Raw genomic sequence first — 26,524 nt, forward strand, 5'->3', positions numbered from 1 at the left:
AAGTATCCGCAACTCCCCCTCGGGTACAACGAAGTGTGGGCTCAAAGCTACTTGGGAGAACAAATCGAGAATTCCCGGATGTTTGGTTGAGTCTGTCGCTCCCGAATTCTGCCAATCCTCATGAGTCCATTCCAGACTTGGTGGAAACGGTTCGAGGGAGCCAGGTTCCGATCGATATTTCCAGCAACCCAGCCTTGTGGGGTGGACACATGCGAGGGGCGGACGAGTGCTTCCTGACGCAGCTCTCCTCGTTCGGGTACGAAAACGCAAACGATGATCGTCACGCATGCGATCTCATCCAAGCGCACCTGATCGAAACGCTTAGTTCGCTGGGGCGCGAATGGATCGATATCTACTTCCTGCGCGTTCGGCAAGCTGTGGAGGAGTACCAGATTTCAGGTGTCCTCGAAGCACTAGAACACGCAAAACAGGAGGGACACGTTCGATTCATAGGCCTGTGTTGCGACGGTCCCGCAATGGCTTCTCTCGGACTCTGGCAGTTCCACGACGCCTTTGAAGTGTTGCAAGTGCCTCGGAACCACTATGACGATGAGTCCTACCGCACACTCTCCGGACTCGCCAAAGAGCGTCGCGTTGGCGTCGTAACCTCAAGGCCGTTGAACTGGGGATACGGGCTTCCCTTTACTTCCCTGCCGACCTGTCCAGATCCCGCACTTGCCCAAGCTGCCATTGCTGACTTGGCCCAGGATCATCCTGTGTTAGTCGGAGTGCGGTCCGCAAAAGAGGCTGAAGATGCGTTGAGTGCTGTGCAGCAGGGGCAGGATCCTCAATTCAGAACTCTGATTGAACCAGTGCTCTCTTCCTTTGATCAGGAAGATGTTTGGAACACGTTCGCCGAATCCAGAGACCAAGTGGTGCGGCGAGCATTCGAGCGGCGGCAGTTGGAATCGGCTGCGGGGGCTGCCTCGTGACACAAACAGAGTTTGAGAACTACTTAATGTGGGCAGCAATTGGCTGCACGGTGGCGGCAGTGATCAATGTCTTCATGGTCAAGAAACGCGGCAACAGAGCCTTCTTGATGGCCACAAGTTTTCTTTTCTTTGGTGCAGCACTTTACGTTTATCGAATTCATGCGCCGGTTTGGGCCGTGGGCTTATGTGGTTTTGGAGTTTTTGGATGTCTTGTAACGGATATAGTAATGCGCATGCGCGGCCAGGAGCATCGTAGTTGAAGGTCGGAATCGTTGGTCTAGGAATAGCCGGACTGAGAGCCGCTATGCTTTTAGAGAAGGCAGGCATCGAAGTAGTGATGTTCGAAGCTCGTGAGCGAGCTGGCGGAAGAATCCACTGCGTTGATCAAGGCGACGGCGTACTTTACGAGGCCGGTGGAGAGTGGCTCGACTCCGACCACCATCGAGCAATTGCGCTGCTTAAGGAATTTGGACAAGCACCAGAACCCAAAGCAAGCTGGCCCCAACGACTGGTTTACAATGCTCGCCAGACCACCGAAGACTTAGTTTGGAACGAAGCCCTCGAAGACGACCTTAGAGTAGAGGCTGCCGCACGTGAGATGTGCCGAGACCTTCGCACTCCACCATGGGAAAACGAGCACCTGGCCGACCTAGACGAAAAGACCCTTGAGGAATTCGTAAGAGAAAACGCTCAAAGCGAACGTGGTTTATGGTGGGTCACGGCAAAGCTACGAAGCGATGAAGGTGATGACCTCGACAAGATTGGCCTACTTGGCTGGCTGTCTGGCTACCTCAAGTACCTCGACCGGGACGGAGACGTCATGAGCGCCTATCGTTTCCCTGGCGGAAGCGGGCAGCTAATTGAGAAGATGCTGGCCAGCCTGAAGGGCGAGCGACACTTTGGCAAGGTCCTTGAAAGGGTTCAGCAAAACGGCAACCACATCAAGTTGATCTTTGCGGATGGAGAGGCCGAAGTAGACCGAGTGATCGTGACCCTGCCTCCACCCTGTTTAGAAAGAGTGGTCTTCGAGCCTGCACTGAGCGTCGGGAAGCGATGTGCCATTGAAGCCTGCCGAATGAGTCGGGCAGTGAAGATCTCCTGGCACTTCAGCAAACCCTGGTGGAAAGACATCGAGTGGGGTGGAAGCATGTTGGTGGATAACGCTCTGCAGCAAACATGGGACGGTACCATGGGTGAAGGTGCGGTTCTTACCTCCTACGTTTGTGGGAATAGTGCGGTCAAGTGGTGCGATCTCGGTGACCCGGTTGCCGCAGGTCTCTACGAGCTATCACAAATGTTCCCAGAGGCAAAAGAGCATTTTGTACGCGGTTGGTTCCACGACTGGGTCCGCGATCCCTACAGCCAAGGAGCCTTCAGTCACCTTGCCCCAAGGTACGTGTTGGAGCACATGGAAAGCATTGCTCCCAACGAGGACAAGATCTACTTCGCGGGAGAACACACGTCGGAGTGGGTTGGATTTATCGAAGGCGCATTAGAAAGTGCCGAGCGCGTAGTCCAGCAGATCCAGTCTTCGTAATGCGAACGCTCCATCAGAACTTCAGATGGGGTCTCACAGGTGAGCAACAATCGATGCTCGTCCAGGATGGACTCGTCGTTGCGCGCGGAACCTCTCTGGGTGGAGCGGAAGTAGCTTCTGAGATCGTTGACCACGAAGGGCGGTATCTGTTACCTGCCTTTATCGACGCCCACTGCCACATTCTTCCGACTGGTCTGGATCTACAGAAGCTGCACTTGGGCAGCGCGTCCACACATGAGGATGTACTCAACCTCGTGCGTCAAAGACACGCGGACCAGCCCGAGGGATGGCTGCTTGCCGTTCATTACGATCAGAACCGATACGACGGAATGCACCTAGATCGACATCAACTCGATGCGATCTCAAGCGAGCGCCCAATCTTGCTACGGCACGTTAACGGGCACGCGAGTGTGGTCAACTCGGCCGCTCTAAAACTGGCGGGAGTCCACCATGAAACTCCAGATCCTGAAGGCGGATGCTATGTTCGAGACGCATCCGGCCGTTTAACCGGCGTACTGCTCGAACACGCCCATGAGCACGTCTCCAGCTATGAGCCAGCGCCAGACCTCGAGCAGATGGTCGACGCCATCACACGGGCGGCAGATGCGATGCGGGCTCTGGGAATCGGCTGCGCCTCGGACATGATGACCGGACGCTTCAACCTTCCAATGGAGCTGGAAGCGTACAAGATTGCCCTTGATCGCGGCTGCGCAATCGATATACGGCTTTACCTTCAATGGAAACCAACGCTCGGCCCAAAACCTATGCCGACAGAGGAGTTAGAGGCCGCGAAGCGTCCTCTAGAAGGCACAGGTCGAGGTCGTATAGCGGGCATAAAGATCTTCGCCGATGGTGCAATAGGCTCCGCTACTGCGGCCATCTACGGCCGGTACTCCGGCGAGTCTCCCTCAAGTCTGAGAGTTTCGAGACACGGCAAACCTGTCTCCAATGACACACGCGAGGTCGACGGTCAATTAATCTATACGCCCGAGCGGCTCAGAGACATGGTGCTCAGAGCACACGAAGCCGGATATTCAGTAGCCACTCACACAATCGGCGACTACAGCACGGACCTCGTTCTGGAAGCCTACGAAGCGACGGGTGAAGCTGCCAAACACCGGCTGGAACACGCCATGCTCCTCAGCGATGAGCAAATCGAGAGGATCGCTCGTGCGGGCTGTCCGGTGACGTTCCAACCAGAGTTCCTCATGAAGTTTGGAGTGTCGTATCGGCGTCAGCTGGGTCCGGAACGCGCAGCCAAGCTAAAACGCGCTCGGAGCTTGATTGATGCGGGGATTCCATTGAGTTTTAATTCAGACCGTCCAATCGTCGCTGGCAATCCATGGGATGGGATACGAACGGCCGAGAACCGTCCTGAAGGCTTTGACCCAACAGAGAACTGCACACGCCTGGAAGCCATTCTCGCCTACACTGCTGAAGCTTCCAAAGTTAATGGCGATGGGCATAGCACGGGAACACTTCTGCCTGGCACTAAGGCGGATTTCCAAACTCTTGATGCGGACCCATTGGTGCGGTCCTAGGACCCGGGAACGCCCCATTTTTGGACAGCGTCTCTATAAATGAAGCGCATCCTCCCTCCCTCAAGCGGCCCCATCAGACAGTGGGGCCGTCTCTATTTACTTCATTGAAATCTTGTGTGCGAGCGGCTCTTCAAACCGAATCCGAACACCCGTACTCTCGTCTGCAAGCACCCATCCGAAAATCGGTTCCCTCGCCCAGGTGACGTCAATCCGAACGCGATCGCCGGTCTTCACACGTCCGTTTGGTGCCATGCGAATGCCGTATGTGCTCACATCCAAGATTTTGGCAGGCATCCCTTCGATCCTTGCATCATCCTCAAACACGGTCGAGATCCGGGGTTCTGCGCGTCTGTCCTTAACTCTTGACGTCTCTTCCGGGAGAGCAATCAGGAACGTGTGGTTGTCCGCGTCTCGCTCCAGAATCGTGGTTCGAAAGTGGATGACACCACCCTCAGCGGGAACCTCGACGACAAGTGATTCACCAACTCGCAGTGGAACATAGTTGTCTCTGCTGAGAGGTGCCCCAATGGTCCACCCCCGCGGGGATACCGCTTCCAAACGCGACCGAAATATCCCAGTCGAAGTCCGAACACGGACTCTCGCGCCAAGGATCGGTGTGATGCGTCTTAGCTTGCGGAAGACATTTGAGAGTCCGTAGGAGATGCCTACGGACACGATGAACAAACCAACTAAACTAAGGACGAAGCGAATTAGATCCGGCATTGCTTGGCGCTCCCTTTTCGGACAGGAACGCTTCACGAGCGGCATTGAGTTCTTTCACTGCTTCTCCCAAATTGATGCGTGCATCTGTCTTAGAATCCTCGTTGCCCTTTAGGAACCTTCCTAAGTCCAACATGGATTGGCGCATCAATTTCTGTGCCAGTTGCATCCTCTCGAACGATTTTGTATGCAACTCCGGTACAGGCAACTTCTCCATGAAGGTGCCACGAGAAAGCGAGAGCATTAAGAGCTGCTCATTAGCCTCCGCCACCTCTTTCGATTCTGGCTTCATAAGCGCGCTTTGAAGGAGCTTGGGGAGTTCAACCGAAACCTTTGAGAGACTCGAATCGAGAACGGTGAAAGCGAACTGGAACCGCTCCAACGCGACAGAAGGCAGTTCATTGGAAGCAAGCTTCTGGAACTCTTTGAGATCCAGAAGGCAACCATCGGTTCCCCCTAGCATCGATCGGGTGAGAGCTCTGAAGAAGCTCGCGTCCACGTTTGGCCCTGTCTTGATCACCTTGTCCAAGGACACGAGAGCAGTTTCAGGCTGAAGCATCGCGAGATATGCGCGTCCAGCCAGCAAAAGAGTCTGCTGGTCGTTAGGGTCCCGCAACAATGCTTCATTCAAAACATTCCGTGCGTCTTCGGCGCGACCAGCCGCCAAGTACGCCCGAATGGCGAGAGATCTAAGTTGCTTGTCCTCGGGAATGACTCCGGCAGCACGCTTAGCCTCTTCGGCTGCTGCTACTGGGTTGCCCATATCTACAAGAAGCTGAATGAGAACACGCCTTCGCTCTGAATCGAATGGCTTGAGATCCACAGCATCCTTCATCAGCCCCAATGCCTGCGAAGTTTGACCACTCTTCTTGAGAGCTTCAAACTCCTTAAGAAGCGCCTCATTGCTTTGAGGTTTCACGGGATTTGTGGGGATAGGGAGTGTGACCGTGGGTGTTTGGCCCGGAGCAGGTTCTGGAGTGACGGCCTTTTTCTTAGGTGGAAACTCTTTGAAGAACTCGCGGCTCATGAGCATGTACCACGTTCTCGCCGTGGAAGCGGCTACATTCTCCGCATCCGATTGGCCAGCCGTCAGCGCAGCAATGTTCGTCTCTTTGTGCCAAACCTTGCGGCTCCCGGAGTACAGGTCCGCCTTGGCGACTAAACTTCCCTTCTCCCGCTTGGTGCTGTACAAGACCACAAAACCGGCCTTAAGTCTCTTGGCAACTTCTAAGGCTTGTTTGCCGTTCGGATTGTCCGGCACATTGCCCAATTTGCCATCAAGCGCTGCGGCTCGGAAAACAGGATCAGTAAGTCCCCACACGACAGGAGCGACGCGACCTTCCGTCTCCATCTCCTGAGCCAAGTAGTTGGCAACGGAGTAGTTAGCCCCGGCAGTGTCTTTTGCATCCAAGCTAATGGGAACAATGAGAACGGTAGGAGGGGTATCTGCAAGTGCAAACGCCCCGGTGAATAGAAATCCAGCAATGAACGTTGACTTGCTTACAATACCGATGATTAGCCTCCCTGAACTACGCGGAGGTAGGATTGGCAAGTTTCCCGAGTAGCCTGCAACGATTCTTTATCGCCTCGCCCAGAAGCAATCGCCTTATCGCAGGCCGTTATGGCTCGCTGATAGGCGTTGGCTGCTTCTGACTTCTTGCCCATCTTTTGATAGGCTTGTCCGAGCCTCATGTTGATGCGGGTTGGGTCGCCGCCGCTTCTCAGTGACTGCTCAAAATTGACTGCTGCTCTTGCATAGTTGCCCAGCAGGTACTGATCGTTCGCAACGTTGAAGTAAGCCTTGGATCCACCTGTGGGGTTGACCGTTTCCGACCCACCATTCACTTTCCTACCGCCACCCTTCGAGACTTCTATCTTGTACTCGCCTTGAACTGCCTCTGGTTCTTCCTTCGGCGGAGTGGGAGCAGGTCCAGGTACCGGCGAAGGATCGCTACCAGGATTCTCAGCACCATTTCGCTGGTTGTCTGTTTGCTTCTTCGGAGCCGGATTGGTGGGTGTCACGATCGTGTTGCCCGAATTCCCTGGCAATGGAAGTTGATTGCCGATATCGCCCGGACGCCAAGGGGAAGTCTTAGTGTCCAATGGTGCCTCGGTTCGATCCGCAGGAGGATTCTGTTGCCCGGTCTGATCAGTAGTGGGCGTAGCTGTGTTTGTTTGAGTCGCCGGCTGATTAGTCCCAGGGTTTGTCTGAGTGCTCGGCTGCTGCACAGATTGCTGGCCCAAATCCTGATTGGGCTGTCGTTCCAAACCACTGAGAGAAGCAACAGGCTTCTCGACGGGCTCTCGAGAAACCTTCGCGATGAGCGCGCCAAGGCAAACCACTAACAGGGTTGCAGCGACAGCGCCGATCACGGCCAGCTTACGATCAGATTGAGGAGCCGGTCGAGCATGTAACACAAGTGCGCTTCGAAGCTGATTGCGTCGAATCTTGTCAAGGTCAGAATCTGGATTCAGATCCACGATCTGCTCGGCACACTCCAATGCCTCAGCGATCTCACCACGTCGCTCATGACAGTTAGCCTTTAGCGTAAGGGCCATAACTGAAGAAGGATCGGAGATCACCGAAGACTCGGCAATAGCCATAGCCTCTTCAACCTTGCCCTCATTGAGTCGGGCGACACCTTCCGCAAGGATTACTTCCAGCTTGGCTTTCGCTTCTGAAATGTCATCTTCAGGAAGACCTGTTCCGCATCTCTTACAGAAAGTGCTATCCAGGCTGTTGGGTGTATTGCAATGCTTACAAAGGACCATAAGGGAGCGATTCTCCTGCCGAACCGTACAACGACAAATCTCCTGCCATTGTACCAAACCTAATTTTGAGTGGAATACCTCCACTATAGACGGTTCTACTGCCCAGGAACTTCTGACACTTTCTCTCAAAAAACTGGAAAACTGCCGCCAGCGCACTGTTTTAGCAGTTCGCGGTACCCTCAAGACAATATGTCTACACAAGAACTACTCCGCACCGCGCTTCATGCAAAGCACATTGAACTAGGCGGCCGTATGGTTCCGTTTGCTGGCTATGACATGCCGGTCCAGTACGCCAGCATCATCGCTGAGTCAAAAGCTGTTCGCGACGGAGTTGGAATGTTCGATGTGAGCCATATGGCACGTCTCACTCTCAAGGGTCCAGGAACGCTCCAATTCCTTGAGCGCGTCACCAGCAATGATGTTGCGAAGCTAGGCAACGGCACCGGACAATACTCCCTGCTACCCAACGCGAACGGAGGAGTCGTTGACGACATCATCGTCTACAAAATTGAGGACGAGCACTACCGCATGGTCGTCAACGCCAGCAACCACGAGAAAGACGTGAATTGGCTCCGGCAAAACAATGAAGAGTCGGTGAGCATCACCGATCAGACCGATGCCACCGCCATGATCGCTGTTCAGGGTCCAACTGCAGTCGAGACCCTTGCAGGTCTCAGCGACAATCCAAGTGCCTTCAGAAACGCTGCGGCCTTTGGAATTGTCGAGGCAAATGTGGCCCGCATCCCCGTCTTTGCTGCCCGAAGCGGCTACACCGGCGAAGATGGCTATGAGCTGATCTGCTCCGCAGAAGATGCGCCGGGACTCTGGCAAGCCCTCCTCGATGCAGGAGTTGCTGCATGCGGACTCGGGTCACGAGACACGCTTCGTGTGGAAGCTGGCCTGCCTCTGTACGGTCATGAACTTACCGACGAGCTGAGCCCAATCGCCGCTGGCCTCGGCTGGGTCATTAGCAAAACGAAAAGCTTCATCGGCAGCGACATCATCAACAAAGCCCGAACGGACGGCACAGCACAGAAACTTCAAGGTGTGAAGCTCGAATCCAAGCGACTGATCACACCGGGCATGAAGGTCATGGTCAACGGCGAAGAAGTAGGCGAAGTCAGCAGTGGCGTGGTCTCACCTTTGCTGGATCGTGGCCTCGCGTTCGTTTTCATCAACTCAAATATTGCACTCGATACTCCCTGCACGATTGAAGTGCGCGGGAAGCAGGAACCTGGTGTGATTGTCAACAAGCGCTTCTTTAAGCGCGCAAAGTAAACAAACACCCTGAGCTTTTGGCGAGGGAATACCGACAAAGCTGATGGGCCTACTCAGGCCCAGCCAAACCAAGAGGGTGAGGCAGTCAGCGAACGGATGCGCGGAAGGATGAACCAACCGTGTCATGTTAGAGAAACTTTTCTCGCCACAGCTAAATAACTTAAGTCGAGGACTTCAAAAAGCGTCCGCAAGACAGGGTTTGCTCACCGCAAACCTTGCGAACGTAAACGTGCCCGGCTACAAGCGGAAGGATCTAGACTTCAACATCGCTTTGGAGAGCGAAATGAAGACACCTTCTGGCGCCCCGAAGCTGCCATCCGACCCCAAAGACCAAGTCACCACGGATGAGGGCAGTATCCGTCGTGATGGCAACAGCGTGGACCTCGAACGAGAGGTCCAGTCCATTGCAGAAACAGAGCTTCGGTATCAGACTCTCACCGATCTCACTGCCAACTACTTTAGCGGAATGAAAAACGTCATCCGCGAGGGCAAATAGCTAGGAGATAACCCACGATGACACTTAGCGGCACAATGAAAGTCTCGGCAGCTGGCCTGTCTACAGAGCGCTTCCGAATGGACGTGATCTCGGCAAACATCGCGAACGCCGAGTCAACTCAAGTTGGAAACACTCTGCCCTATCGGAGAAGAGATGTTTCGATCACAACCAGCGAAAATGGCCCCGTGATCACAGGCATTCAGGAAGACCAAACGGACTTCGTTCAACGATACGATCCAGGCAACCCAAACGCTGACCCCACCACGGGCAACGTAAAGGCAACCAATGTTCAGCCTGTCTTTGAGATGCTGGACATGATGAGTGCAAGCAGGGCCTACGAAGCCAACATTGCGGCATTCAACACCGCCAAAGGAATGATCAAAAGCGCCTTGAGTATCGGAAAAGTTTAACCAGAACACCGTAAACGGTAACTGATCATGAGAATCCCCACCAACCCCGCTATCGAACAAGCTCTCCAGTCTGGGCAGCTTGGCACCTCTCCAAAGGTGAAGGGCGGGGGTGACAAAAGCAACGACTTTGCTTCGATGTTGATGGACGTGATGGAAGAGGTCAATGGAGCGCAAAACAATGCGCAAGCAAAGACCGAAGACTTCCTCACGGGTCGACGTCCTGTGGATGTAGATGACTTGATGATTGCTGTCCAGAAGGCAAGCACTACGATGCAATTAACCCTTGCAGTTCGAAATAAGGTGCTTGAAGCCTATCAGGAAATCAATCGTATGCAAGTCTAGAAACAATAATCAAGACGTCGCCACATTGGAACTAAGCAATGGGCGGCCTGCTAATACGACTGCAAGAATGGTGGAGAACCACAGATAAGACTCAGAGAGTAGCCACTCTCGGCGGAGTCGCTGTCCTCCTGTTTATGCTCATCGGCGTTTATATCTTTGCCTCACGGCCCAAGTATGAAACGCTCTACTCCAACCTGAGCGACCAGGATCGCGGAGTGATCATGGCTGAGCTGGAAGGTCAGGGAATTGACGCTGTGTCCGAAGCTGGCGTTATCAAGGTGCCTGTGGGCATGAAAGACAAACTCCACGCAAAGCTTGCTGTCACCGGCAAACAACCCAGAACTCAAGGCAGTTGGGGTCAGGGCGAATTTGATAAGATTCCCATGGGATCAACTCCAACCGTTGAGCGAGAGCGCCTCAAGACCATCGCCGAAGGCGAGATCTCTCGCACCATCGAGCAACTTGATGGCATCTCCAGCGCTCACGTCCAAATCACTCTGCCACCTGCAGCACTTTTTCAATCCGATGACAAACCACCAACGGCAGCAGTCACCGTCGTAGAATCCAGCCCAGGAGCACTGACACAAGAAAACGGCCGAGTCATCGCCATGCTGGTTAGCAACGCGGTGCCGAAGATGGAGGCTGCAAACGTCGTGGTGACCAACCAGCAGATGAAGTTCCTCTGGAATGGAGCAGATCAACAAGGCAACAGCACCTCGACGGCTTCCAAGAAACTTGATCTAGAAAAACAGATTTCAAAGGAACACCAGAACCAACTTCAAGCGACGCTTGACCACGCTTTCGGTGTGGGAGCCACGTCGGTCATAGCGAGAGCCGAAGTCGACATGGATTCGCTCAAGTCTACGGAAGACCTTGTTACTCCTACAGAAAAGCCGCTTGATGTCACCACCAGTAACGAGAAAGTTGACGGCAAACCGGGCAACGCCGTCGGAGGAGCCGCCGGAGCAGGTTCAAATATTGGCGCACCCACGTCAGGTGGAGGAGGAGGGGATAAGGGGACGTACCTCGGCAACGTCAAAACAGCCAACTTCGGTGCGAGCCGTCGGGTTAATATCAGCGATAAGGCAGTTGGCACCCTCAAAAGCCTAAATCTCAACGTTGTCGTAGACACCAACCGAAATGTCGACAAGGCGAAGGTTGAGCAGATCCTACGGGGCCATCTGGGAAGCAAATTGCAAGTAGATGCAAACGGCGTGCCCTTACCAAACCAGCCGTTCGCATACATGGTTACCGACGTAGCTTTTGACACGAAAGCATTTGAAGATGCTAGGGCCGCAGAAGATAAAGCAGCAAGCCAAGCCAGAATGCAGCAACTCATTTCGATTCTGCCCATCGTAGCTCTGCTCTTCGTCGCACTGCTCGTAGTGAAACAGGTCGGCAAGTTCGCAAAGACCTATCTACCAGCTCCCGCAGCGGTCCATCGTTCAGACAACGAGCTCGCTATGTCGGCAGATGGCTCGATGCATCACAACGACACCCCTCAGTCGCTTGAGTCGATTGCTAATCAACTGCTGGATCGAATCGCGACAGAAGACGGTGTTCATCTTCCTGCCAGCGCTCTTGGAGACCACGGTCACTCGTACCCGCATCCACACGATGACGTGATCGAAATCGAAGAGATCAAAGACAAAGTTCACGTTCCATTGGAACAGCTAAGAAAGATGGCTACGGAAAAGCCACAGGTGGTAGCGATGCTTGTGAAGAGCATGTTGCTTGAGGAAAGAAGATGAGAAAAGGCAAGGAAGATTTAACGCACCGCCAGAAAGCAGCCATCATGCTCATGGTCCTCGGACCAGAGATCGCGGGTAAGGTTGTTCGCCATCTGGAAGAAGAGCACATCGAACAGCTGTCTTTGGAACTCGCTCGACTCGATAAGATCTCTCCCGATCAACGCGAAGCCGTTATCTCCGAGTTCTACGAGCATGCCGTTGCGCAAGAATTCATCGCCGAGGGTGGCGTACAACAGGCTCGCTCCGTGCTCGAGTCAGCCTTCGGTGCAGAGCGCGCCGATGAGGTCATCAAGCGAATCATGGCCGCCATGCAGGTCGTGCCCTTCGAGTTCCTCAAGAAGGCCGATCCCAGCCAGGTTCTCAGCTTTATCCAAGACGAGCACCCACAGACTATCGCCCTCATCCTCGCATACATGCCGATTAATAACGCAGCCATGATCCTCAGCAAGCTCCCGAGCGAACTGAGAGGAGATGTCGCTGCCCGAATCGCCATGATGGAGCAAACGCCACCAGAGGTGATCCGACGTGTCGAGCAGGTTCTTGAGAAGAAAGTCAGCAGCATTCTTAGCCAAGAACTCACTCAGGCAGGCGGACCGAAGGCCTTGGTGGACCTTCTGAACCGAGTAGACCGTTCGACAGAGCGCGTTATCCTGGAAAGCCTCAGCGAAATGTCACCCGAGCTCGCCGACACAGTCAAGAACATGATGTTCGTATTCGAAGACATCATCCAACTGGACGACCGAGCTATTCAGGCAATCCTCCGGGAAGTCGATATGAAAGAACTTGCCACAGCCCTCAAGGGTGTCAACGGCGACGTTCAAAACAAGGTGTTCAAAAACATGTCCGAGCGCGCTGTTGCGATGCTCAAAGAAGACATGGAGTTCATGGGCCCCGTTCGACTTCGCGTGGTGGAAGAAGCGCAGCAAAAGATCGTTGCTATCATCCGAAAGCTCGAAGAGTCTGGCGAAGTCGTTGTCGGAAGAAGCGGAGAGGAAGACGTCCTCATTTAATGCGGCGAGTAAATGTCTATGTCTGAACAACCTACCAACAAGAATGTTATTCGCGGTGGATTTCCTGGCGAAGCACAAACGCTCGCAGGAATCCTCCCGAATGTTGCCGCAATCCCAGGCGCGATTCTCAACAAGTCGCGGGGTATGAGCACCCAGCAACTAATCGAGGAGACTCGACAAGAAGCCAGCAAAGAAGGCTTTGCATCCGGTTATGAAGACGGCTTCCGAACCGGCCTTGAAAAAGGGCGAATACAGGGTCGTGACGAAGCCTTCGCTCAAGCCTACACAGAGCGAACTCAGGCCGAGCAAGTAACACTCAGCGAGTTCACCACCGACCTAGACGAACTTGTCGATAAGATCCAGGTCGCTCTCAACGCCTGGGTTCGACAGGCGGAGGAATCCATGACCGATTTAGCCATGAACGCAGTCCGAGACATTCTCAGGACAGAGCTATCCATGAGCCGCGACTCCTGTCTGGAACTGGTGAAATACGCTCTAAGAGAAGTGACCCACTCAACTCACGCTCGGATTCGGCTCAACCCGTTCGATTCTGCAATCCTCAACCAACATCGCAGTGAACTAATCGCCGCAACCGCATCGATCCGTTCACTTGAACTGGTCGATGACCCTACGATCGAAGGAGGTTGTGTCATCGAAACAGAGGGTGGCATCATCGATGCGACTGTTGAAACACATCTCGAACTGCTGGAAGAGCATGTTGGTGAAGCCGCTTAATGTCACGGTTTCTTCTCCCAGCCCCAGCCAGATTTGACCGCTTCAAGAAAGCCCAAGAGGAAGCTCCAACCTTCCGGGTGGCTGGACGAGTTGCAGATGTTGTCGGACTGATCATCGAATCGAACGGCCCTAATGCACGCGTTGGCGATCTCTGTTGGATTCAGGCCAGTGGCGATGCCCCTCCTCCGAGCCGCAAGCTGAGCGTCACCGACGACGATGCTGACGACCAGTTTCTCCCTTGCGAAGTGGTGGGTTTCAAAGGAGATCGCACCTTGCTCATGCCTCTTGGAGAACTCGGTGGCATCCGAGCCGGCGCAAAGGTTTATGCCACAGGTTCGTGTCTTCGAGTTCCGACAGGAGAAGGTCTTCTCGGACGTGTCCTCGATGCGTTAGGAAATCCAATGGACGGGCTTGGCCCGATCCATAGCCCCATCACGTATCCCGTCCTGGCGCAGTCCACCAGACCCATGGATCGCACGATGATCCACGAACCCATGACGACTGGCGTTCGCGCCATTGATGGGATCTTGAGTCTGGGCGTCGGCCAACGCATGGGCATCTTCGCGGGCTCCGGCGTTGGAAAGAGCACCCTCCTCGGCATGATTGCGCGTAACTGTCAGGCCGACGTAAACGTGATCGCACTTGTCGGAGAACGAGGTCGTGAAGTCCGAGAGTTCATCGAAAACGATTTGGGTCCAGAAGGCCTCAAACGAAGCATCATCGTGTGCGCCACCAGCGAACAACCTGCTTTGGTCCGAATCAAAGCAGCTCTCACAGCAACTGCTATCTGTGAAGCGTTCCGTGATCAAGGCAAGTCAGTCCTCCTCATGATGGACAGCGTCACTCGATTTGCAATGGCTCAACGCGAAGTCGGTCTCGCCGTCGGAGAACCACCAAGCACCAAGGGCTACACCCCCAGCGTCTTCGCTCTCCTCCCTAAATTGATGGAGCGAGCCGGAACAGGGCCACGCGGGGCCATCACTGCACTGTATACAGTTTTAGTAGACGGTGATGACACCAACGAGCCCATCGCAGACGCTGCACGATCCATCCTTGACGGCCACGTAGTCCTCAACCGAAAGCTCACCAGCCGAGGCCACTACCCACCGATCGACATCCTCCAAAGCCTCAGCCGAACCATGCCCATGGTTACTCACCCTGACCAGATGGAGCTAGCAAGAGACCTTCGGGAGACACTTGCATCCTACAAGGACATCGAGGACCTGGTAAGCATTGGAGCGTACAAACGTGGATCACGGCCAGACACAGATCGAGCTCTCGACCTGTACGATGGAATCCTGAAGTTCCTGAAGCAGCGGAAAGATGAGAGTTCCGAGTGGGAAACCACCCTTGCTCAACTTTCTAAAACGCTGCACCCCAATTCCCTCTAAAGAACCCGAGCAAATTAACCGATGACGATAGTGGGAAGTTCTTAATTGAACTTTCCAATATCGCTTTATCGGATAGTTACCGCCATGTCTTTCAAGTTCCGTCTAGAGAAGGTTTTGGAATATCGCCGACTCGAAGAGAGCTGGGCCTTAGAGGCGTATCGCGACGCTCGCGCCGCGCGTCTTGAAGTCGATGCCTCCATCGTTGCAATCCAGAACTATCGCCAATCCCTGCTTCAAGAATCCGTTCTGACACTTGAAGGCCACCGAGCGCTTGAGAGAGTGCTGTTGAAGACCGACAGCGACGAACGTGAGGCGAGAATCGCTCTTACCGTCGTCGAGTCCGAAGAGCAGCGCGCCCTAGAAAACTGGCAAGATCGGAAGCGAGAGGTCCAGGCAATCGAGAAGCTCCGAGAGAGAGCTGAAGAAGAATGGCAACTGGAAGAGTCTCGCAGAGAGCAAAACGAACTTGATGAATGGGCGGTGACTCGGAGGGCAGCATGAGCTTGCTTGGTCCTGAAGGCGCACTTTCGCGCATGAACTCCCTGCAACAAAGAATCTCTGCGTACAGCGGAACCAATTCTAACAAACCAACCACACTTTCTTCATCGGCGGTGTCCTACAAGGATCATATGGATCTAGCCATGAAAGGTCCCCTCAAGCCCTTCAGTCCTGGTGGCAACTTCACAGTAGACGCCAATGTGAAGGGCTTACAAGAAATGGCCCGAAATGCTGCGAACGAAGCAGGAGTAGACCCAGAACTGTTCCTAGCTTTGGTCGAGAAGGAAAGCAGCTGGAACCCCAATAGCGTCAACCGCAAGTCAGGTGCCACCGGCCTCTCCCAGCTGATGCCTGAGACCGCGCGCGGACTAGGTGTCAAAAACGCACTCGACCCTGAAGAAAATCTTCGCGGTGGAGCAAAGTATCTCAAGAAGATGCTTGACGCCTACCAAGGGAACGAAAAGCTGGCACTGGCAGCGTATAACGCTGGCCCTGGGAACGTAAACAAAGCAGGTGGAATCCCTGACTTCCCAGAAACCATTGCCTATGTTAGCGGCGTCTTGCGCATCAAGGAACGAGGCTTCGGAAACAGATGAAGAAGCTTCTCTTTGTGCTGATTCCAATTATTCTGATCGTCGGAATAGTGGGCGGACTTGCCTTCACAGGCATTCTAGAAATCCCAGGAATCACTCCAAAGAAGAAGCCAAAGAACATTGTCGCCACGAAGAACCCAAAAGTTGGTTTCATTCAAGACAATGTCGTCCTGCTCCAAAAATCTGTAGCCGCATTCCAAAAAGAAATGGCTGCCGAAGAGAAGCGTAAGAAGAACGCTCAACCCAAGAAGAAGGCCGTGCCTCCACCCTCCACGGAACCAGGCGAAATGAAACTCGCCAGTATTTGGAACGGCATGGATGTCACTAAGTTGAAAGACTTAGTGATGAAGTGGCCCGCCAAGGACGTCGCAAAAATCGCGCTTCGGATGGAAGAAGACCAGGTAACGGCACTACTCGCAGCCGTGGACACTCCAAAGGCCAACGAAATCTGCAAAGCCATGCAGGCAGAGGCAAATCAGATCAAGGCCAACGCCGACGCAGCCAAAGAAGCCCAGAAGAATTAACAGGTCTTTACGCCCCTTAACACGCACCCTCCGAAAAAACCTGAACTTGACGTCAGAATCACATAACTTAGTTCGCTGTATAGGGTGAAATGAGCGACAATAAGCAGTGGAGACGTTGGCGATGGAAAAACTTAATAAGAAAATTATCTGCGCATTGGACATGCACGACCTCGATGAAGCGGTATCCACTGTAAAGAAGCTAGCCCCCTATGTGGGTGCCTTCAAAATTGGTCATGCGCTGACTTTGGGCCACGGTCTCGATGTCATTGATCGACTACACGATGCGGGCGCAAATCGCGTCTTTCTAGACCTCAAATTCCACGACATCCCCAACAGCGTCGCCCTCGCCGTGCGTGAAGCTTGTAGACGTGGGGCATGGATGATCACCGTCCATACCGTTGGTGGCCCAGCCATGATGCTGGCTGCTTCAGAAGAGGCCAAGTGCTACCCTATCGAAACACGACCTAAGCTTGTCGGCGTTTCGGTACTCACCAGTCTGGACCAGCACATTCTTACAACCCACCTAGGTGTGCAACGAACGATCGAAGAGCAGATGATCTACCTCGGCAAGCTAGCCATGGATTGTGAACTCGCGGGTGTCGTGTGCTCCGCTCACGAGGTCAAAGCACTCCGTGCGGCACTCGGACACGAGGCGGAAATCGTCACCCCGGGCATCCGACTGCCCAACTGCGAAGTCCACGACCAGAAGAGAGTTGGCGACGCCTTACAAACCCTTGAAGATGGCGCCAGCTATCTCGTGATCGGACGCGCACTCATCCAAAGCCCCGACATTATGTCTACGCTCGGCCAGTTCGGCTTAGTCACGGCCTGAACTACAAGGCCTAATCTATTTGGGGCCAGATCACTCCGGCCCCATCCGCAACTCTTCTCCACACGAGGCAGATCAAAAGATCGCGCCTACAAGTACCACTCTCTCACTTATTGTTAAGAAGCACCTACAGCATTAATTCTAGTTATCCACATTTTCTCCCCACCACTGGAAGAGTCTGCTAGAGGTACCTTTCCTATATGCCCCGCAAGCAAGTGCCTAACGGCTATGCCAGTTCACGTGCGGAGCATCTGCTGCATCAAAAGAACGGCGGCCCACTCCTTCGCTGGTACGATTCAGCCAAGCGAGACCTTCCCTGGCGCCGCACGAGCGACCCATATGCCATCTGGGTCAGCGAGATCATGCTTCAGCAGACGCAGGTTGCCACGGTCATCCCCTACTGGGAACGATGGATGGCCCGCTTCCCCACCGTCGAGCATTTGGCAAAGGCGGATGAACAGGACGTCCTTGAGCTGTGGCAAGGCCTCGGTTACTACCGTCGCTGCCGCCTTCTCTTAGATGGCGCAAAGTTTGTGGCAACCCATGGAATTCCCCAGTCCGCCACTGATTGGCTCGCAGTGCCTGGAGTCGGTCGATATACTGCCGGGGCAATCGCAAGCATTGCCCAATCACTGCCCGCCGCTCTTGTGGATGGAAACGTTGAGCGAGTGTATGCACGAGTAACGGGTGATCGCGCCTTTGGCCCAGCTCTTACCAAAAACGCCTGGGAGTGGGCGCACTACCAACTCTTTAAGGATCGCCCAGGCGACTGGAACCAGGCCCTCATGGAGCTAGGCGCCACGATCTGCAAGCCAACAAAGCCTGACTGCCCCATTTGCCCGCTACGGGATCAGTGCGTAGCCCGGCAATCTTGGACAGTTGACGAACTGCCAACACAATCCCCCAAGCAAGAAACGGTTAAACTACGCCACGTTGTTTGGATTCCTCAATTTGAAGACTCATTCGGAGTCCGTCAAATCCCCGCAGGAACCTGGTGGGAAGGCATGTGGGAATTCCCACGAATCCAAACAGACGAGACCGGAGAAGTAGCAGAATTGAGAGATTTGGTGGGTGATGGATGGCTGCAGGAGCTAGGACAAATCCGCCACTCGGTCACCAAGCATCGCATCACAGTGGATGTCTCTTATGTTCGGTGCGAGTCCAAATCGCCCTTGCTCACTTGGTGCAGCCTGGAACAGCTTGCAACTTTGCCAATGCCCGCACCTCAGCGCAAGATCTTGTCCATTGCAAAGAAAACGATCTGAGCGCTACTCCACTTCGAGATGCTCGAAGCGTTGAACAGTCGGGTCTATATTTGCAATCAACAAGGTCCGTGCAGCGAGGAACTTGGCCCGAAGCTCCACCGCCCGTGTGTGCGCATCGGTCCCAACCGTAAACTTGGCGGGGTCTACAACCCCGATCACCTCTTGATAAGATGCGTCGATCTGCTTTGTAGTCGCATTGGAATCAACCCCCAACAACTTGCGCGCATTCTCCAAGGTCATTGGAACTGGCTTCGGCGTGTTGGGCACATCCTGAGTTTGCGGCTTCGAGTTGGGCAGAGGTTGCTCCATCGCCTGACGTAGTTCACGCTCGGCATCTGTCTCGTCGCCACCCTGCACTCGGTCCCAACCATAGTTGACGTAGCTACGAAGAACGTCGTAGGCACGTTTAGCCGTACTCATATTCTTTAAGGTTACCGACAGATGCGAACCGTGTGAAGCATTTCCAACAAGTTAGCCTAAAAACGGACACGAACTGAGACCGTAGCGTCAAACAACTTCCCTTCAGCGTAACGAACCATTGGATCTAAAGTCACGTTCTTGCTGATGTAGTAAGAGCCCAGCAACCGAAAAATATCCAGACGGTCAGGCATTCTTCGAGTGAAACCGACAGTGAAAAGTTGGTACTTAGAAGGCTGGCTGCTAAAGCTGAGATCATAGATCTGGATATCCTTTACAGACGTATCTTGAGAGTTTGAGAGTGCCACCACTTCAAAACGCGATGAGAAGATGCCGCTCTTACGAACACCGTCGACGCCGAGAGCTTGTCTCCAGCCTCTATTCCTACCAGGTGAATTCTCAAGGCGACGCACTAACCCGAGAGCCGTCCCACTCACTCCAAAGTTGTGCCCCGTAGCAAAGCTAAGCCCAAACTGGTTCCCAAGCCGCCCGACAAAGCCCTGAGGCAAACCGTTGCCACCATCACACACTGCAACGGAAATAGGCAGGCGCTCAATAATCAGGTTCGTATCTGCTCGAGCTGCAACGACGCTCTCGCGCAGAATGTTCCCCGAACCAAATGGAAGATACTGACGACCAACTCTCCAGATCCCTTCATCCTCCACGTAATATTCGTCAAAAGGATCCCGATCAGGGTCGTTTTCAATTCGCTGGAGTCGCTCGGCAATGAACGCCCGGAACCCAGGTTCTAGATAAAAAGTGAGTCCCAGCGTGCTCGTCTTGCCCAACGGATCGTACATTTTCAGCTCGCTCGGAATATGGTCGCCCGTGCGATAGGAAATAGTCAGATCCACCTTCGTGCGGACATCCGGCACTTGGCCAAATGCCGCACTGCTAAGCGCAATCAAAGCTGGGACAAGATATCTCACACAAGTACCTGAACCGTCTTCACGAGCTGTTCGAAGCTCACCTCACGCTGCTCGCCCGAATCCAGAATTCGGATCTGCGCAGCCCCCTTGGCAATCTCCTCATCACCCACAATAAGAGCCAACTTTGCCTTGGCCTTATCCGCCTGACCAAGCTGCGACTTCAAGCTACGCTGATCCGGATCCACCAGAACGGTGAGCTTCTCAGCCCGCAACTCTCTCGCAATCTTTGCCGCAACCGTTCGCCCCGCAGGAGTCGCCGAAATGATAAACGCATCAGGGCGCTTTGCACTCATCTCGATTTCGGAAGCCTCCAGCACGATGAGAAGCCTTTCAATACCCATCCCCACGCCGACGCTAGGAGTCTGCTTACCGCCCAGTTCCTTGATCAGACCATCGTAGCGTCCACCACCACAAAGTGAGCTTTGGGAGCCCAGTTTAGTCGACTGAACCTCAAATACTGTATCCGTGTAGTAGTCCAGCCCACGAACAATCTCGGGGGAAAGCACATAGTCCACACCCGCATCGGTGAGCAACTGCTGAAGCTGGTCGAAGTTTGCCCGCGACTCGTCCTCAAGATAATCCGTCACAGGAGGTGCGCCCTGCAAAGCAACTTTAGCCGCCTCGTCTTTGCTATCCAAAAGCCGCATCGGGTTCTTTTGATAGCGGGCGCGCGTCTCTTCATCCTGGTCCTGCAAATAAGCAGCAGCATGAGCAAGGATCGCATCCCGATACTTGGCTCGACACTCTGCCCGACCTATTGAGTTCAGCAACACTTGAACTTCAGGCAGCCCGACCTCTCGGTAAAACGCGATCGTCGCTTCGATGATTTCAGCGTCGGCCATTGGCGCGGCAGAACCCACAAGCTCAAGATCAAACTGGTGTGCCTCCCGAAGCCTTCCCTTCTGAGGACGCTCATACCGGAAGATGGGTGTAATCGCCGACAGCCTCAAGATAGTGCCCGGAGGACACATGCTGTGCTGAATCACCGAACGCATCAAGCCCGCTGTGCCTTCAGGCTTCAACGTGATGCTGCGATCACCCTTGTCCATAAAGGTGTACATCTGCTTGGTGACGATGTCCGATGTATCACCCGCCGACCGAGTGAACAACTCGGTCTCTTCAAACGTAGGAGTGCGCATCTCCTGATAGCCGTAACGGCTCGAAACTTCGCGGAAAGCCGCTTCAACTCGCAGCCACCGATGAGAATCATTCGGCAAAACGTCTTCGGTGCCGCGAGGAGCTTGGTAACCCATAGGCCTTATTGTAGAAGATAGACCTCAGGCGGTGCATTTTGTGCCTAAGTCAGCAGCTCACAAACTTCCATCCAGTGCCGACGCTAAGTAGTGCGTAAACGCGTACTCCGGCATCGGGATCGGTGCGTCGATCAGCTTCGCATAGACTAAGATCTTCGCGACTCGTTCCAAAGTCTCCATGCGGTTGTACGCGTCATTGAGATCCGTTCCCAATACGACAGCCCCATGGTGACTCATCAAGAACGTCTTGTGGTCTGCAACCAACGGAGTGATCGCGCTAGCAACCTCCTCGGTCCCTGGGATAGCAAAAGGAACTGTCGCCACCGAACCCAGAATCGTGGCTGCTTCGGGCAGATAGTTGTCTGGAATCGTCTCCCCAGCAAGCGCGAAGGCCGTCGAAATGGGAGGGTGCGCGTGAACGACTGCGTTACAATCAGGTCGCTGCGAATAGATCGCCATATGCAGACGGATCTCCGTGCTTGGAACTCCGCCATTCACCGGCTCTCCTTTTGTATCAACCACAACAATGTCATCCGGACGCAAGTGGCCCTTGCTCTTACCTGCCGGAGTACACAAAAACCGCTGTGGGGAAAGTCGGACAGTAAGATTGCCTTCGCAGGCTCCGATGAGTCCACGCTGCCAAAGTCGGCGGCCAATTTCACACATTTCAGCGCGCAGTTGAAGCTCGTTCATCGAGCCGATTATGGCACTTGTATCCAAAATCGAAAAGGGCGAAGTTTTCGCTTCGCCCTTTCTGAGTCTTACTCGTTCTCGGAAGAACCGTAAGGAGAGGAGTAATTGGGTGGCTCCTTCGTAATCTGCACGTCGTGCGGATGGCTCTCGCGCAACGCTGCGTTGGTGATCTTGAGGAACTCAGCAGTCTCTCGTAGGCTCGTTAGGCTTTCAGCACCAACATAACCCATTCCAGACCGCAATCCACCAATAAGCTGATTGACTGTGTCGCTAAGCGGTCCCTTGTATGGAACCCGACCTTCGACTCCCTCAGGGACAATCACCCCACCGGCTTCCTTCACCTGCATGTATCGGTCCGAAGAACCCTGCTTCATGGCGCTCACAGAACCCATGCCACGGTACACCTTGTACGCACGGTTTCGGAAGATCTCCATCTCGCCTGGGCTCTCTTCACAACCAGCAAACATGTTGCCCATCATGACGAGGCTTGCACCAGCAGCAAGGCACTTCACCACATCTCCAGACGATCGGATTCCACCGTCGGCAATGGTTGGAATGCCCAACTTGTTGGCTTCCTCAGCACAATCCATCACGGCAGTGAACTGAGGCACACCCACACCTGCCACTACACGCGTTGTACAGATAGAGCCGGCACCAATACCGAGTCGAAGCGCATCAGCACCCAAGGCATGGAGGTCTCGAACGCCTTCCTTAGTTGCCACGTTACCAGCAACTACCTTCAGGTCTGGCAGCTTGGTCTTCAGCATCTTTAAGCACTCCATCACTCCAAAAGAGTGACCGTGAGCGGCATCGATGACCACGAAGTCCGCACCAGCATCAGCCAGCGCTTTCGCCCTCTCATAAGGCTGTCGCAAAGCTCCAATCGCAGCTCCGACCACAAGGCGCCCCTTTGCATCTTTGGTCGCGAGCGGATGTCGCTTAACTTTCTGGATATCTTTGATGGTGATCAATCCCATCAACCGACCTTCGCTATCCACGATGGGAAGCTTCTCAATACGGTGTTGGGCAAGGATCTCTTGAGCTTGCTCAAGGGTTGTTCCGACCGAAGCGGTAATCAACTTCTCACTCGTCATGCGGGTAGCCACCAGCTTGGAGTAATCAGTTTCAAATCGGATGTCTCGGTTGGTAAGAATTCCAACGAGTCGGCCATTCTCATCCACAATGGGAACGCCACTAATGTGGAATCGCTCCATCAGGTCTACAGCGTCCTGAATAGTCTTTGTGGGTTCGAGTTTAAAAGGCTTGGTAATAACGCCACTCTCGGAGCGTTTTACACGGTCTACCTGCTCAGCCTGCTGTTCAATCGTCAGGTTGCGGTGGATCACGCCTACGCCACCCTCTCTCGCCATTGCTATGGCAAGTCGGGCATCCGTAACCGTATCCATCGGGGCGGACGCAATAGGAATCTTAAGTGTGATTCCAGGCAAGAATTGGGTCGAAATGTCGACCTCACTTGGGAGTACCGATGTGTGTTTAGGGACTAGTAATACGTCGTCGAAGCTAAGACCTTCGCGAAAAGCGGGCATTGGGGCTCCTTGGCTTTTCATCTGAGTATGACAGAATTTAGCCTACCGCCTCAACGCCTCGCAAATATACCTGGTAGAACTACCGCTTCAGCTTAACGCCATCAATGGTTGTGCTGTCTTTGAGTGTGTGGACAGTCTTCATCTTCCATATCCCTGCTTCCTTCACCAAAACACCATCCGTCCGAGAACTCATCACAAGTCGGGACAGCTTGCCATTCGCGCCAGGGATCATCACATCGATGGTATCGGTATAGGTGCAAAGAATCTCATTCTGGCTGTTCACCGAGACTTTCTGTGCCTTGGCAGTTACGCTGTTCACTTTCTTCATCATAGAAAACGACTGCTTCAATTCTTCCAAAGCCGGGGTTCGGGAGAGCCGCTTGCCCTTCGGATCGATGGTGTTGAAATCCTTCGAAGAGTGCTGTTCAAACCATTTGTAATCACGGTTTTTGATCGCCTTCACATAGGCAGCAAGGGTCTTCGCAATGACTGAATTGGCCTCCTTTTGATCGGTAGCATGGCTACTTGCGGCCAAAATAATTGCACAACCTAAACACACAAGTCGTTTCATCAACCCACCTTATCACTCACTTCTTAAACGGTCAAGATAGTACAAAACCCCATATTAGTGGCAGAATGCAGGGGACATGAGCGATATCCATCATTGGGTGACAACCGCAAATTCGATTGACGGTTACAAAGTGGTACGCGGACTCGGGATCGTTCGAGGAATCACGTGCCGCAGTAGAAGTGCCCTTGGACAAATCGGTGCAGGATTCCAACAAATGTTTGGAGGCAATATCACTCTCTACACAGAGCTGGCAGAGCACGCACGGATGGAAGCCTACGAGATCATGATCCAACATGCCGTCCAGGTTGGAGCCAACGCCATTATTGCCATGCGATACGACGCTACCGAGATCGCACCCGGAGTAACCGAGGTCTTAGCCTACGGAACGGCTGTGGTCATCGCCCAGGAATAAAAATAGGGTTGAAGGCAATCGCCTTCAACCCTATGTCTTATCTTAGGCAGCTAGGCGGAACTTGCCGGAGTCTTCATCGTCGATCTTGAACTGACCAACAAGCTCCTTAAGCTCTTCCGAGATAGAATTGAGCCCCTGGGACATGCTAACCGTGTTCTGGATAAGCGATCCTTGACTCTCAACGGCGTTCGCCGCAGTTCCTGCTGAAGAAGCCACCTGTGCACTGCTCGCGCTCACCAACTGAGCTCCAGCAGCAGTCTCCTCACTCACCGCAGCCACGCTAGAGATAGCGTCTGTTACCGAGCGAGCTTCCTCGAACATTTTCACAACCAGCTCCTGGTTTCGGATGGTTTCATCTCGAACACCCTCAACCGCAGAGAGAATTTCCGCTAAGGCGATGCTGGCCTCGGACGAGAAGTTCGCTCCCTCGCTGACTTCGTTAGAGCTAGCTTCCATGGACTTGATCGACTGGCTCACACCGGACCGGACCGTCTCAATAAGCTGAGCAATCTCCTTGGTCGCCACACTGGAACGCTCTGCAAGTTTCCGAACTTCATCGGCAACAACCGCAAAACCACGACCGTGCTCTCCAGCACGAGCAGCTTCAATGGCTGCATTCAATGCGAGAAGGTTGGTCTGCTCAGCAATCTCATCGATTGTTCGAACGATCTTTCCGATCTCTTCCTGCTTGGCACCGAGCTCTCGAACGCTCTTGGCAGAGGCATCCACCTGAACCTGAATGCGTCCCATGCTCTGAATTGTCTGCTCAACGGCCTTGCTACCCTTGTTGGCAACTTCCGCAGCAGAGAGCGAATCCTTAAGCTGCTGCTCACTGCTCTCTTTAACCGCACCAATCGAAGCCTCAAGGTCCTCCATCGAACCAGTAGCCTTCGTAGCGCTCACTGCAAGTTGTTCGCTTCCATCGGCAATCTCAGTGGATGTCATGGAGCTCTCAACACTTGCTTGCTTCACTTCGGCAATGACCATGTTCACAGACTCGACAGCCTGAGCATTTTCAATGGCAGATGTATGAAGCTTTTCGCTGGTCTTAGCGACAGTGTTCGCTCGGTCTCTGACATCAGACAACAACGCCTGCAAGCTAACGCGAGCTCGGTCGAACGATTCGATAGTTCCACCTAGCTGCGTAAGCATGGCGTTGAAGTCCTTCGCCATCACGCCAACCTCATCGGTTGTATCAATTTTCACCGGCTCAGTTCGCAATTTAGCGGAGACCGTAAGGTTGCCATTACTTAATGCGTCAACAGCGGTGTGTAGCTCGGTAATCGACTCCGTCTGCAGGTGGTTGATCTGCTGGGAAAGCAATCGGATGGGCGGAACAATCCCCTTGTAGATACCAACACTAACCACAACACTGAGGAAAACCGCGAGAGTGCCAAAGAAAACGATCTGGTTGATTGAGGTCTGAGCTGCATCGCGTGCCCTCTTAGTAAGAACCTCAGCATTTTTCTCGCTATAGTCGGCAAGCGCCTCAGCCGCTTCATAGTACTCTTTATACTCTTTGGTTTCTGAGTCTTTATAAGCGGCTTCTGCAGCGGCATAGTTGCCTTTTGAACATGCCTTCATAATCTGTTTCTTTCGAACTAGATATTTATTTCTGGCTTGATCGAGCGCATCAAATAGCTTCTGATTTTCTGCGGAATGTATAGTCTTCTTGTAGGCCGATAATGCTGCATCATTCTCAGGCTTGTAGCCGTCTAGCATTTCGAGTAACTTCTTCTGCTCTTGTGGATCTCTCTCGTGAATAACTCGGATAATGGCAATCCTGCTCTTCCGAAAGATGACATTGACCTGTTTTGCATTCTTCAGCCCGAGAACGCCATCCTTGTACAGTCTGTCGACTTCACGGCTTAGTCCATTCGAGGCCTTGACGCCTACCATGCCTACAAAGGCAAGCAAGAAAACGACGATCCCAAAACCCAGACCAATCTTTGTTCCAATCTTAATGTTCTTTAACCAATTCATGAGCATCCCCACTGAGTGCGCTACAGAATTTGTTATCGGAACGAAACATCCCACTTCGGGGCAAATTCTTATATTTTTCAGAAGAATAACAGGAT

Annotated in this window: 28 protein-coding genes; 18 read left to right on the top strand and 10 right to left on the bottom strand. The window is 53.5% G+C overall.

What is annotated here, in order from left to right; translation table 11 throughout:
* The first annotated feature begins 86 nt into the window (after window positions 1-86).
* From ACZ51B_RS03910 to ACZ51B_RS03925, 4 genes are read left to right on the top strand one after another with little or no spacing between them, the layout of a single operon-like run.
* Complete coding sequence (locus ACZ51B_RS03910) at window positions 87-932, top strand: aldo-keto reductase family protein (protein ID WP_464295925.1); 846 nt, start codon at window positions 87-89, stop codon at window positions 930-932.
* The gene (locus ACZ51B_RS03915) at window positions 929-1,192 is read left to right on the top strand and encodes a hypothetical protein (protein WP_464295926.1); all 264 of its coding nucleotides are present in this window, start codon (window positions 929-931) and stop codon (window positions 1,190-1,192) included. The genes ACZ51B_RS03910 and ACZ51B_RS03915 overlap by 4 nt, the downstream gene beginning before the upstream one ends.
* Window positions 1,189-2,469: a flavin monoamine oxidase family protein gene (locus tag ACZ51B_RS03920; RefSeq protein ID WP_464295927.1), complete on the top strand. Its 1,281-nt coding sequence runs from the start codon at window positions 1,189-1,191 to the stop codon at window positions 2,467-2,469. Before ACZ51B_RS03915 ends, ACZ51B_RS03920 begins: the two co-directional genes overlap by 4 nt.
* Window positions 2,469-4,010, top strand: a complete 1,542-nt coding sequence (locus ACZ51B_RS03925) for an amidohydrolase (protein WP_464295928.1) — start codon at window positions 2,469-2,471, stop codon at window positions 4,008-4,010. Before ACZ51B_RS03920 ends, ACZ51B_RS03925 begins: the two co-directional genes overlap by 1 nt.
* Before the next feature lie 96 nt (window positions 4,011-4,106).
* On the opposite strand, the gene ACZ51B_RS03930 is transcribed toward ACZ51B_RS03925, so the two are convergent.
* Genes ACZ51B_RS03930 through ACZ51B_RS03940 form a run of 3 tightly spaced genes read right to left on the bottom strand, consistent with a single transcriptional unit; the run spans window position 4,107 to window position 7,502 of the window.
* Window positions 4,107-4,733, bottom strand: coding sequence for a flagellar brake protein (locus tag ACZ51B_RS03930; protein WP_464295929.1), 627 nt, complete (start codon window positions 4,731-4,733; stop codon window positions 4,107-4,109).
* Window positions 4,705-6,282 carry a tetratricopeptide repeat protein gene (locus ACZ51B_RS03935; protein WP_464295930.1) on the bottom strand — a complete coding sequence of 526 codons (1,578 nt, stop codon included), beginning with the start codon at window positions 6,280-6,282 and terminating at the stop codon, window positions 4,705-4,707. The genes ACZ51B_RS03930 and ACZ51B_RS03935 overlap by 29 nt, the downstream gene beginning before the upstream one ends.
* Window positions 6,246-7,502, bottom strand: a complete 1,257-nt coding sequence (locus ACZ51B_RS03940; protein ID WP_464295931.1) for a tetratricopeptide repeat protein — start codon at window positions 7,500-7,502, stop codon at window positions 6,246-6,248. Before ACZ51B_RS03940 ends, ACZ51B_RS03935 begins: the two co-directional genes overlap by 37 nt.
* A 189-nt stretch (window positions 7,503-7,691) precedes the next feature.
* Here ACZ51B_RS03940 and gcvT point away from each other — a divergent pair, with 189 nt between their 5' ends.
* The 13 genes from gcvT (at window position 7,692) to ACZ51B_RS04005 (ending at window position 18,624) form a co-directional block, all read left to right on the top strand.
* Window positions 7,692-8,780 (top strand): glycine cleavage system aminomethyltransferase GcvT, encoded by a 1,089-nt coding sequence (gene gcvT / locus ACZ51B_RS03945; protein WP_464295932.1) that lies wholly within the window; start codon window positions 7,692-7,694, stop codon window positions 8,778-8,780.
* Window positions 8,781-8,904: 124 nt separating this feature from the next.
* A complete protein-coding gene (gene flgB, locus ACZ51B_RS03950; RefSeq protein ID WP_464295933.1) occupies window positions 8,905-9,276 on the top strand; it encodes a flagellar basal body rod protein FlgB in 372 nt (123 codons plus the stop codon).
* Between the two features lie 17 nt (window positions 9,277-9,293).
* On the top strand, window positions 9,294-9,686 hold the full coding sequence (flgC, locus tag ACZ51B_RS03955; protein WP_464295934.1) for a flagellar basal body rod protein FlgC: 393 nt from the start codon (window positions 9,294-9,296) through the stop codon (window positions 9,684-9,686).
* Between the two features lie 27 nt (window positions 9,687-9,713).
* Entirely contained in the window at window positions 9,714-10,028 is a 315-nt protein-coding gene (gene fliE, locus ACZ51B_RS03960; protein ID WP_464295935.1) for a flagellar hook-basal body complex protein FliE, read from the top strand.
* Between the two features lie 38 nt (window positions 10,029-10,066).
* Complete coding sequence (gene fliF / locus ACZ51B_RS03965; RefSeq protein ID WP_464295936.1) at window positions 10,067-11,779, top strand: flagellar basal-body MS-ring/collar protein FliF; 1,713 nt, start codon at window positions 10,067-10,069, stop codon at window positions 11,777-11,779.
* Window positions 11,776-12,789 (top strand): flagellar motor switch protein FliG, encoded by a 1,014-nt coding sequence (fliG, locus tag ACZ51B_RS03970; RefSeq protein ID WP_464295937.1) that lies wholly within the window; start codon window positions 11,776-11,778, stop codon window positions 12,787-12,789. The genes fliF and fliG overlap by 4 nt, the downstream gene beginning before the upstream one ends.
* 18 nt (window positions 12,790-12,807) lie before the next feature.
* Window positions 12,808-13,524 (top strand): FliH/SctL family protein, encoded by a 717-nt coding sequence (locus ACZ51B_RS03975; protein ID WP_464295938.1) that lies wholly within the window; start codon window positions 12,808-12,810, stop codon window positions 13,522-13,524.
* Window positions 13,524-14,915 carry a FliI/YscN family ATPase gene (locus ACZ51B_RS03980; RefSeq protein ID WP_464295939.1) on the top strand — a complete coding sequence of 464 codons (1,392 nt, stop codon included), beginning with the start codon at window positions 13,524-13,526 and terminating at the stop codon, window positions 14,913-14,915. Before ACZ51B_RS03975 ends, ACZ51B_RS03980 begins: the two co-directional genes overlap by 1 nt.
* Before the next feature lie 84 nt (window positions 14,916-14,999).
* Window positions 15,000-15,416: a flagellar export protein FliJ gene (gene fliJ, locus ACZ51B_RS03985; protein ID WP_464295940.1), complete on the top strand. Its 417-nt coding sequence runs from the start codon at window positions 15,000-15,002 to the stop codon at window positions 15,414-15,416.
* A complete protein-coding gene (locus ACZ51B_RS03990; RefSeq protein ID WP_464295941.1) occupies window positions 15,413-16,009 on the top strand; it encodes a lytic transglycosylase domain-containing protein in 597 nt (198 codons plus the stop codon). Before fliJ ends, ACZ51B_RS03990 begins: the two co-directional genes overlap by 4 nt.
* A complete protein-coding gene (locus tag ACZ51B_RS03995) occupies window positions 16,006-16,530 on the top strand; it encodes a hypothetical protein (protein ID WP_464295942.1) in 525 nt (174 codons plus the stop codon). Before ACZ51B_RS03990 ends, ACZ51B_RS03995 begins: the two co-directional genes overlap by 4 nt.
* A gap of 121 nt (window positions 16,531-16,651) precedes the next feature.
* Window positions 16,652-17,362, top strand: coding sequence for an orotidine-5'-phosphate decarboxylase (pyrF, locus tag ACZ51B_RS04000; RefSeq protein WP_464295943.1), 711 nt, complete (start codon window positions 16,652-16,654; stop codon window positions 17,360-17,362).
* Between the two features lie 197 nt (window positions 17,363-17,559).
* On the top strand, window positions 17,560-18,624 hold the full coding sequence (locus tag ACZ51B_RS04005; RefSeq protein ID WP_464295944.1) for an A/G-specific adenine glycosylase: 1,065 nt from the start codon (window positions 17,560-17,562) through the stop codon (window positions 18,622-18,624).
* A gap of 3 nt (window positions 18,625-18,627) precedes the next feature.
* Here ACZ51B_RS04005 and ACZ51B_RS04010 read toward each other — a convergent pair whose 3' ends face one another.
* The 6 genes from ACZ51B_RS04010 to ACZ51B_RS04035 form a co-directional block, all read right to left on the bottom strand.
* The gene (locus ACZ51B_RS04010) at window positions 18,628-19,044 is read right to left on the bottom strand and encodes a hypothetical protein (protein ID WP_464295945.1); all 417 of its coding nucleotides are present in this window, start codon (window positions 19,042-19,044) and stop codon (window positions 18,628-18,630) included.
* 56 nt (window positions 19,045-19,100) lie between these two features.
* Window positions 19,101-19,970 (bottom strand): hypothetical protein, encoded by an 870-nt coding sequence (locus tag ACZ51B_RS04015; RefSeq protein WP_464295946.1) that lies wholly within the window; start codon window positions 19,968-19,970, stop codon window positions 19,101-19,103.
* A complete protein-coding gene (gene hisS / locus ACZ51B_RS04020; protein ID WP_464295947.1) occupies window positions 19,967-21,223 on the bottom strand; it encodes a histidine--tRNA ligase in 1,257 nt (418 codons plus the stop codon). The genes ACZ51B_RS04015 and hisS overlap by 4 nt, the downstream gene beginning before the upstream one ends.
* Before the next feature lie 57 nt (window positions 21,224-21,280).
* Window positions 21,281-21,916 carry a class II aldolase/adducin family protein gene (locus ACZ51B_RS04025; RefSeq protein ID WP_464295948.1) on the bottom strand — a complete coding sequence of 212 codons (636 nt, stop codon included), beginning with the start codon at window positions 21,914-21,916 and terminating at the stop codon, window positions 21,281-21,283.
* A 68-nt stretch (window positions 21,917-21,984) separates the two neighbouring features.
* Window positions 21,985-23,463 (bottom strand): IMP dehydrogenase, encoded by a 1,479-nt coding sequence (gene guaB, locus ACZ51B_RS04030; RefSeq protein ID WP_464295949.1) that lies wholly within the window; start codon window positions 23,461-23,463, stop codon window positions 21,985-21,987.
* Between the two features lie 79 nt (window positions 23,464-23,542).
* On the bottom strand, window positions 23,543-24,034 hold the full coding sequence (locus ACZ51B_RS04035) for a nuclear transport factor 2 family protein (RefSeq protein ID WP_464295950.1): 492 nt from the start codon (window positions 24,032-24,034) through the stop codon (window positions 23,543-23,545).
* A 76-nt stretch (window positions 24,035-24,110) separates the two neighbouring features.
* On the opposite strand from ACZ51B_RS04035, the gene ACZ51B_RS04040 reads away from it, so the two are divergent.
* Window positions 24,111-24,446 carry a YbjQ family protein gene (locus tag ACZ51B_RS04040; RefSeq protein ID WP_464295951.1) on the top strand — a complete coding sequence of 112 codons (336 nt, stop codon included), beginning with the start codon at window positions 24,111-24,113 and terminating at the stop codon, window positions 24,444-24,446.
* A gap of 42 nt (window positions 24,447-24,488) precedes the next feature.
* On the opposite strand, the gene ACZ51B_RS04045 is transcribed toward ACZ51B_RS04040, so the two are convergent.
* Complete coding sequence (locus ACZ51B_RS04045; RefSeq protein ID WP_464295952.1) at window positions 24,489-26,429, bottom strand: methyl-accepting chemotaxis protein; 1,941 nt, start codon at window positions 26,427-26,429, stop codon at window positions 24,489-24,491.
* Window positions 26,430-26,524: the final 95 nt, after the last annotated feature.

The sequence above is a fragment of the Fimbriimonas sp. LA-C6 genome (assembly GCF_055398105.1).

Excerpts from the sequence above, each read along its gene's own strand:
- ACZ51B_RS03925 (WP_464295928.1), top strand. The coding sequence starts at position 2,469 with ATGCGAACGCTCCATCAGAACTTCAGATGGGGTCTCACAGGTGAGCAA.
- ACZ51B_RS03930 (WP_464295929.1), bottom strand. The coding sequence starts at position 4,733 with ATGCCGGATCTAATTCGCTTCGTCCTTAGTTTAGTTGGTTTGTTCATC.
- ACZ51B_RS03940 (WP_464295931.1), bottom strand. The coding sequence starts at position 7,502 with ATGGTCCTTTGTAAGCATTGCAATACACCCAACAGCCTGGATAGCACT.
- gcvT (WP_464295932.1), top strand. The coding sequence starts at position 7,692 with ATGTCTACACAAGAACTACTCCGCACCGCGCTTCATGCAAAGCACATT.
- flgB (WP_464295933.1), top strand. The coding sequence starts at position 8,905 with ATGTTAGAGAAACTTTTCTCGCCACAGCTAAATAACTTAAGTCGAGGA.
- flgC (WP_464295934.1), top strand. The coding sequence starts at position 9,294 with ATGACACTTAGCGGCACAATGAAAGTCTCGGCAGCTGGCCTGTCTACA.
- fliE (WP_464295935.1), top strand. The coding sequence starts at position 9,714 with ATGAGAATCCCCACCAACCCCGCTATCGAACAAGCTCTCCAGTCTGGG.
- fliF (WP_464295936.1), top strand. The coding sequence starts at position 10,067 with ATGGGCGGCCTGCTAATACGACTGCAAGAATGGTGGAGAACCACAGAT.
- fliG (WP_464295937.1), top strand. The coding sequence starts at position 11,776 with ATGAGAAAAGGCAAGGAAGATTTAACGCACCGCCAGAAAGCAGCCATC.
- ACZ51B_RS03975 (WP_464295938.1), top strand. The coding sequence starts at position 12,808 with ATGTCTGAACAACCTACCAACAAGAATGTTATTCGCGGTGGATTTCCT.
- ACZ51B_RS03980 (WP_464295939.1), top strand. The coding sequence starts at position 13,524 with ATGTCACGGTTTCTTCTCCCAGCCCCAGCCAGATTTGACCGCTTCAAG.
- fliJ (WP_464295940.1), top strand. The coding sequence starts at position 15,000 with ATGTCTTTCAAGTTCCGTCTAGAGAAGGTTTTGGAATATCGCCGACTC.
- ACZ51B_RS03990 (WP_464295941.1), top strand. The coding sequence starts at position 15,413 with ATGAGCTTGCTTGGTCCTGAAGGCGCACTTTCGCGCATGAACTCCCTG.
- ACZ51B_RS03995 (WP_464295942.1), top strand. The coding sequence starts at position 16,006 with ATGAAGAAGCTTCTCTTTGTGCTGATTCCAATTATTCTGATCGTCGGA.
- pyrF (WP_464295943.1), top strand. The coding sequence starts at position 16,652 with ATGGAAAAACTTAATAAGAAAATTATCTGCGCATTGGACATGCACGAC.
- ACZ51B_RS04005 (WP_464295944.1), top strand. The coding sequence starts at position 17,560 with ATGCCCCGCAAGCAAGTGCCTAACGGCTATGCCAGTTCACGTGCGGAG.
- ACZ51B_RS04010 (WP_464295945.1), bottom strand. The coding sequence starts at position 19,044 with ATGAGTACGGCTAAACGTGCCTACGACGTTCTTCGTAGCTACGTCAAC.
- hisS (WP_464295947.1), bottom strand. The coding sequence starts at position 21,223 with ATGGGTTACCAAGCTCCTCGCGGCACCGAAGACGTTTTGCCGAATGAT.
- ACZ51B_RS04025 (WP_464295948.1), bottom strand. The coding sequence starts at position 21,916 with ATGAACGAGCTTCAACTGCGCGCTGAAATGTGTGAAATTGGCCGCCGA.
- guaB (WP_464295949.1), bottom strand. The coding sequence starts at position 23,463 with ATGCCCGCTTTTCGCGAAGGTCTTAGCTTCGACGACGTATTACTAGTC.
- ACZ51B_RS04035 (WP_464295950.1), bottom strand. The coding sequence starts at position 24,034 with ATGAAACGACTTGTGTGTTTAGGTTGTGCAATTATTTTGGCCGCAAGT.
- ACZ51B_RS04040 (WP_464295951.1), top strand. The coding sequence starts at position 24,111 with ATGAGCGATATCCATCATTGGGTGACAACCGCAAATTCGATTGACGGT.
- ACZ51B_RS04045 (WP_464295952.1), bottom strand. The coding sequence starts at position 26,429 with ATGAATTGGTTAAAGAACATTAAGATTGGAACAAAGATTGGTCTGGGT.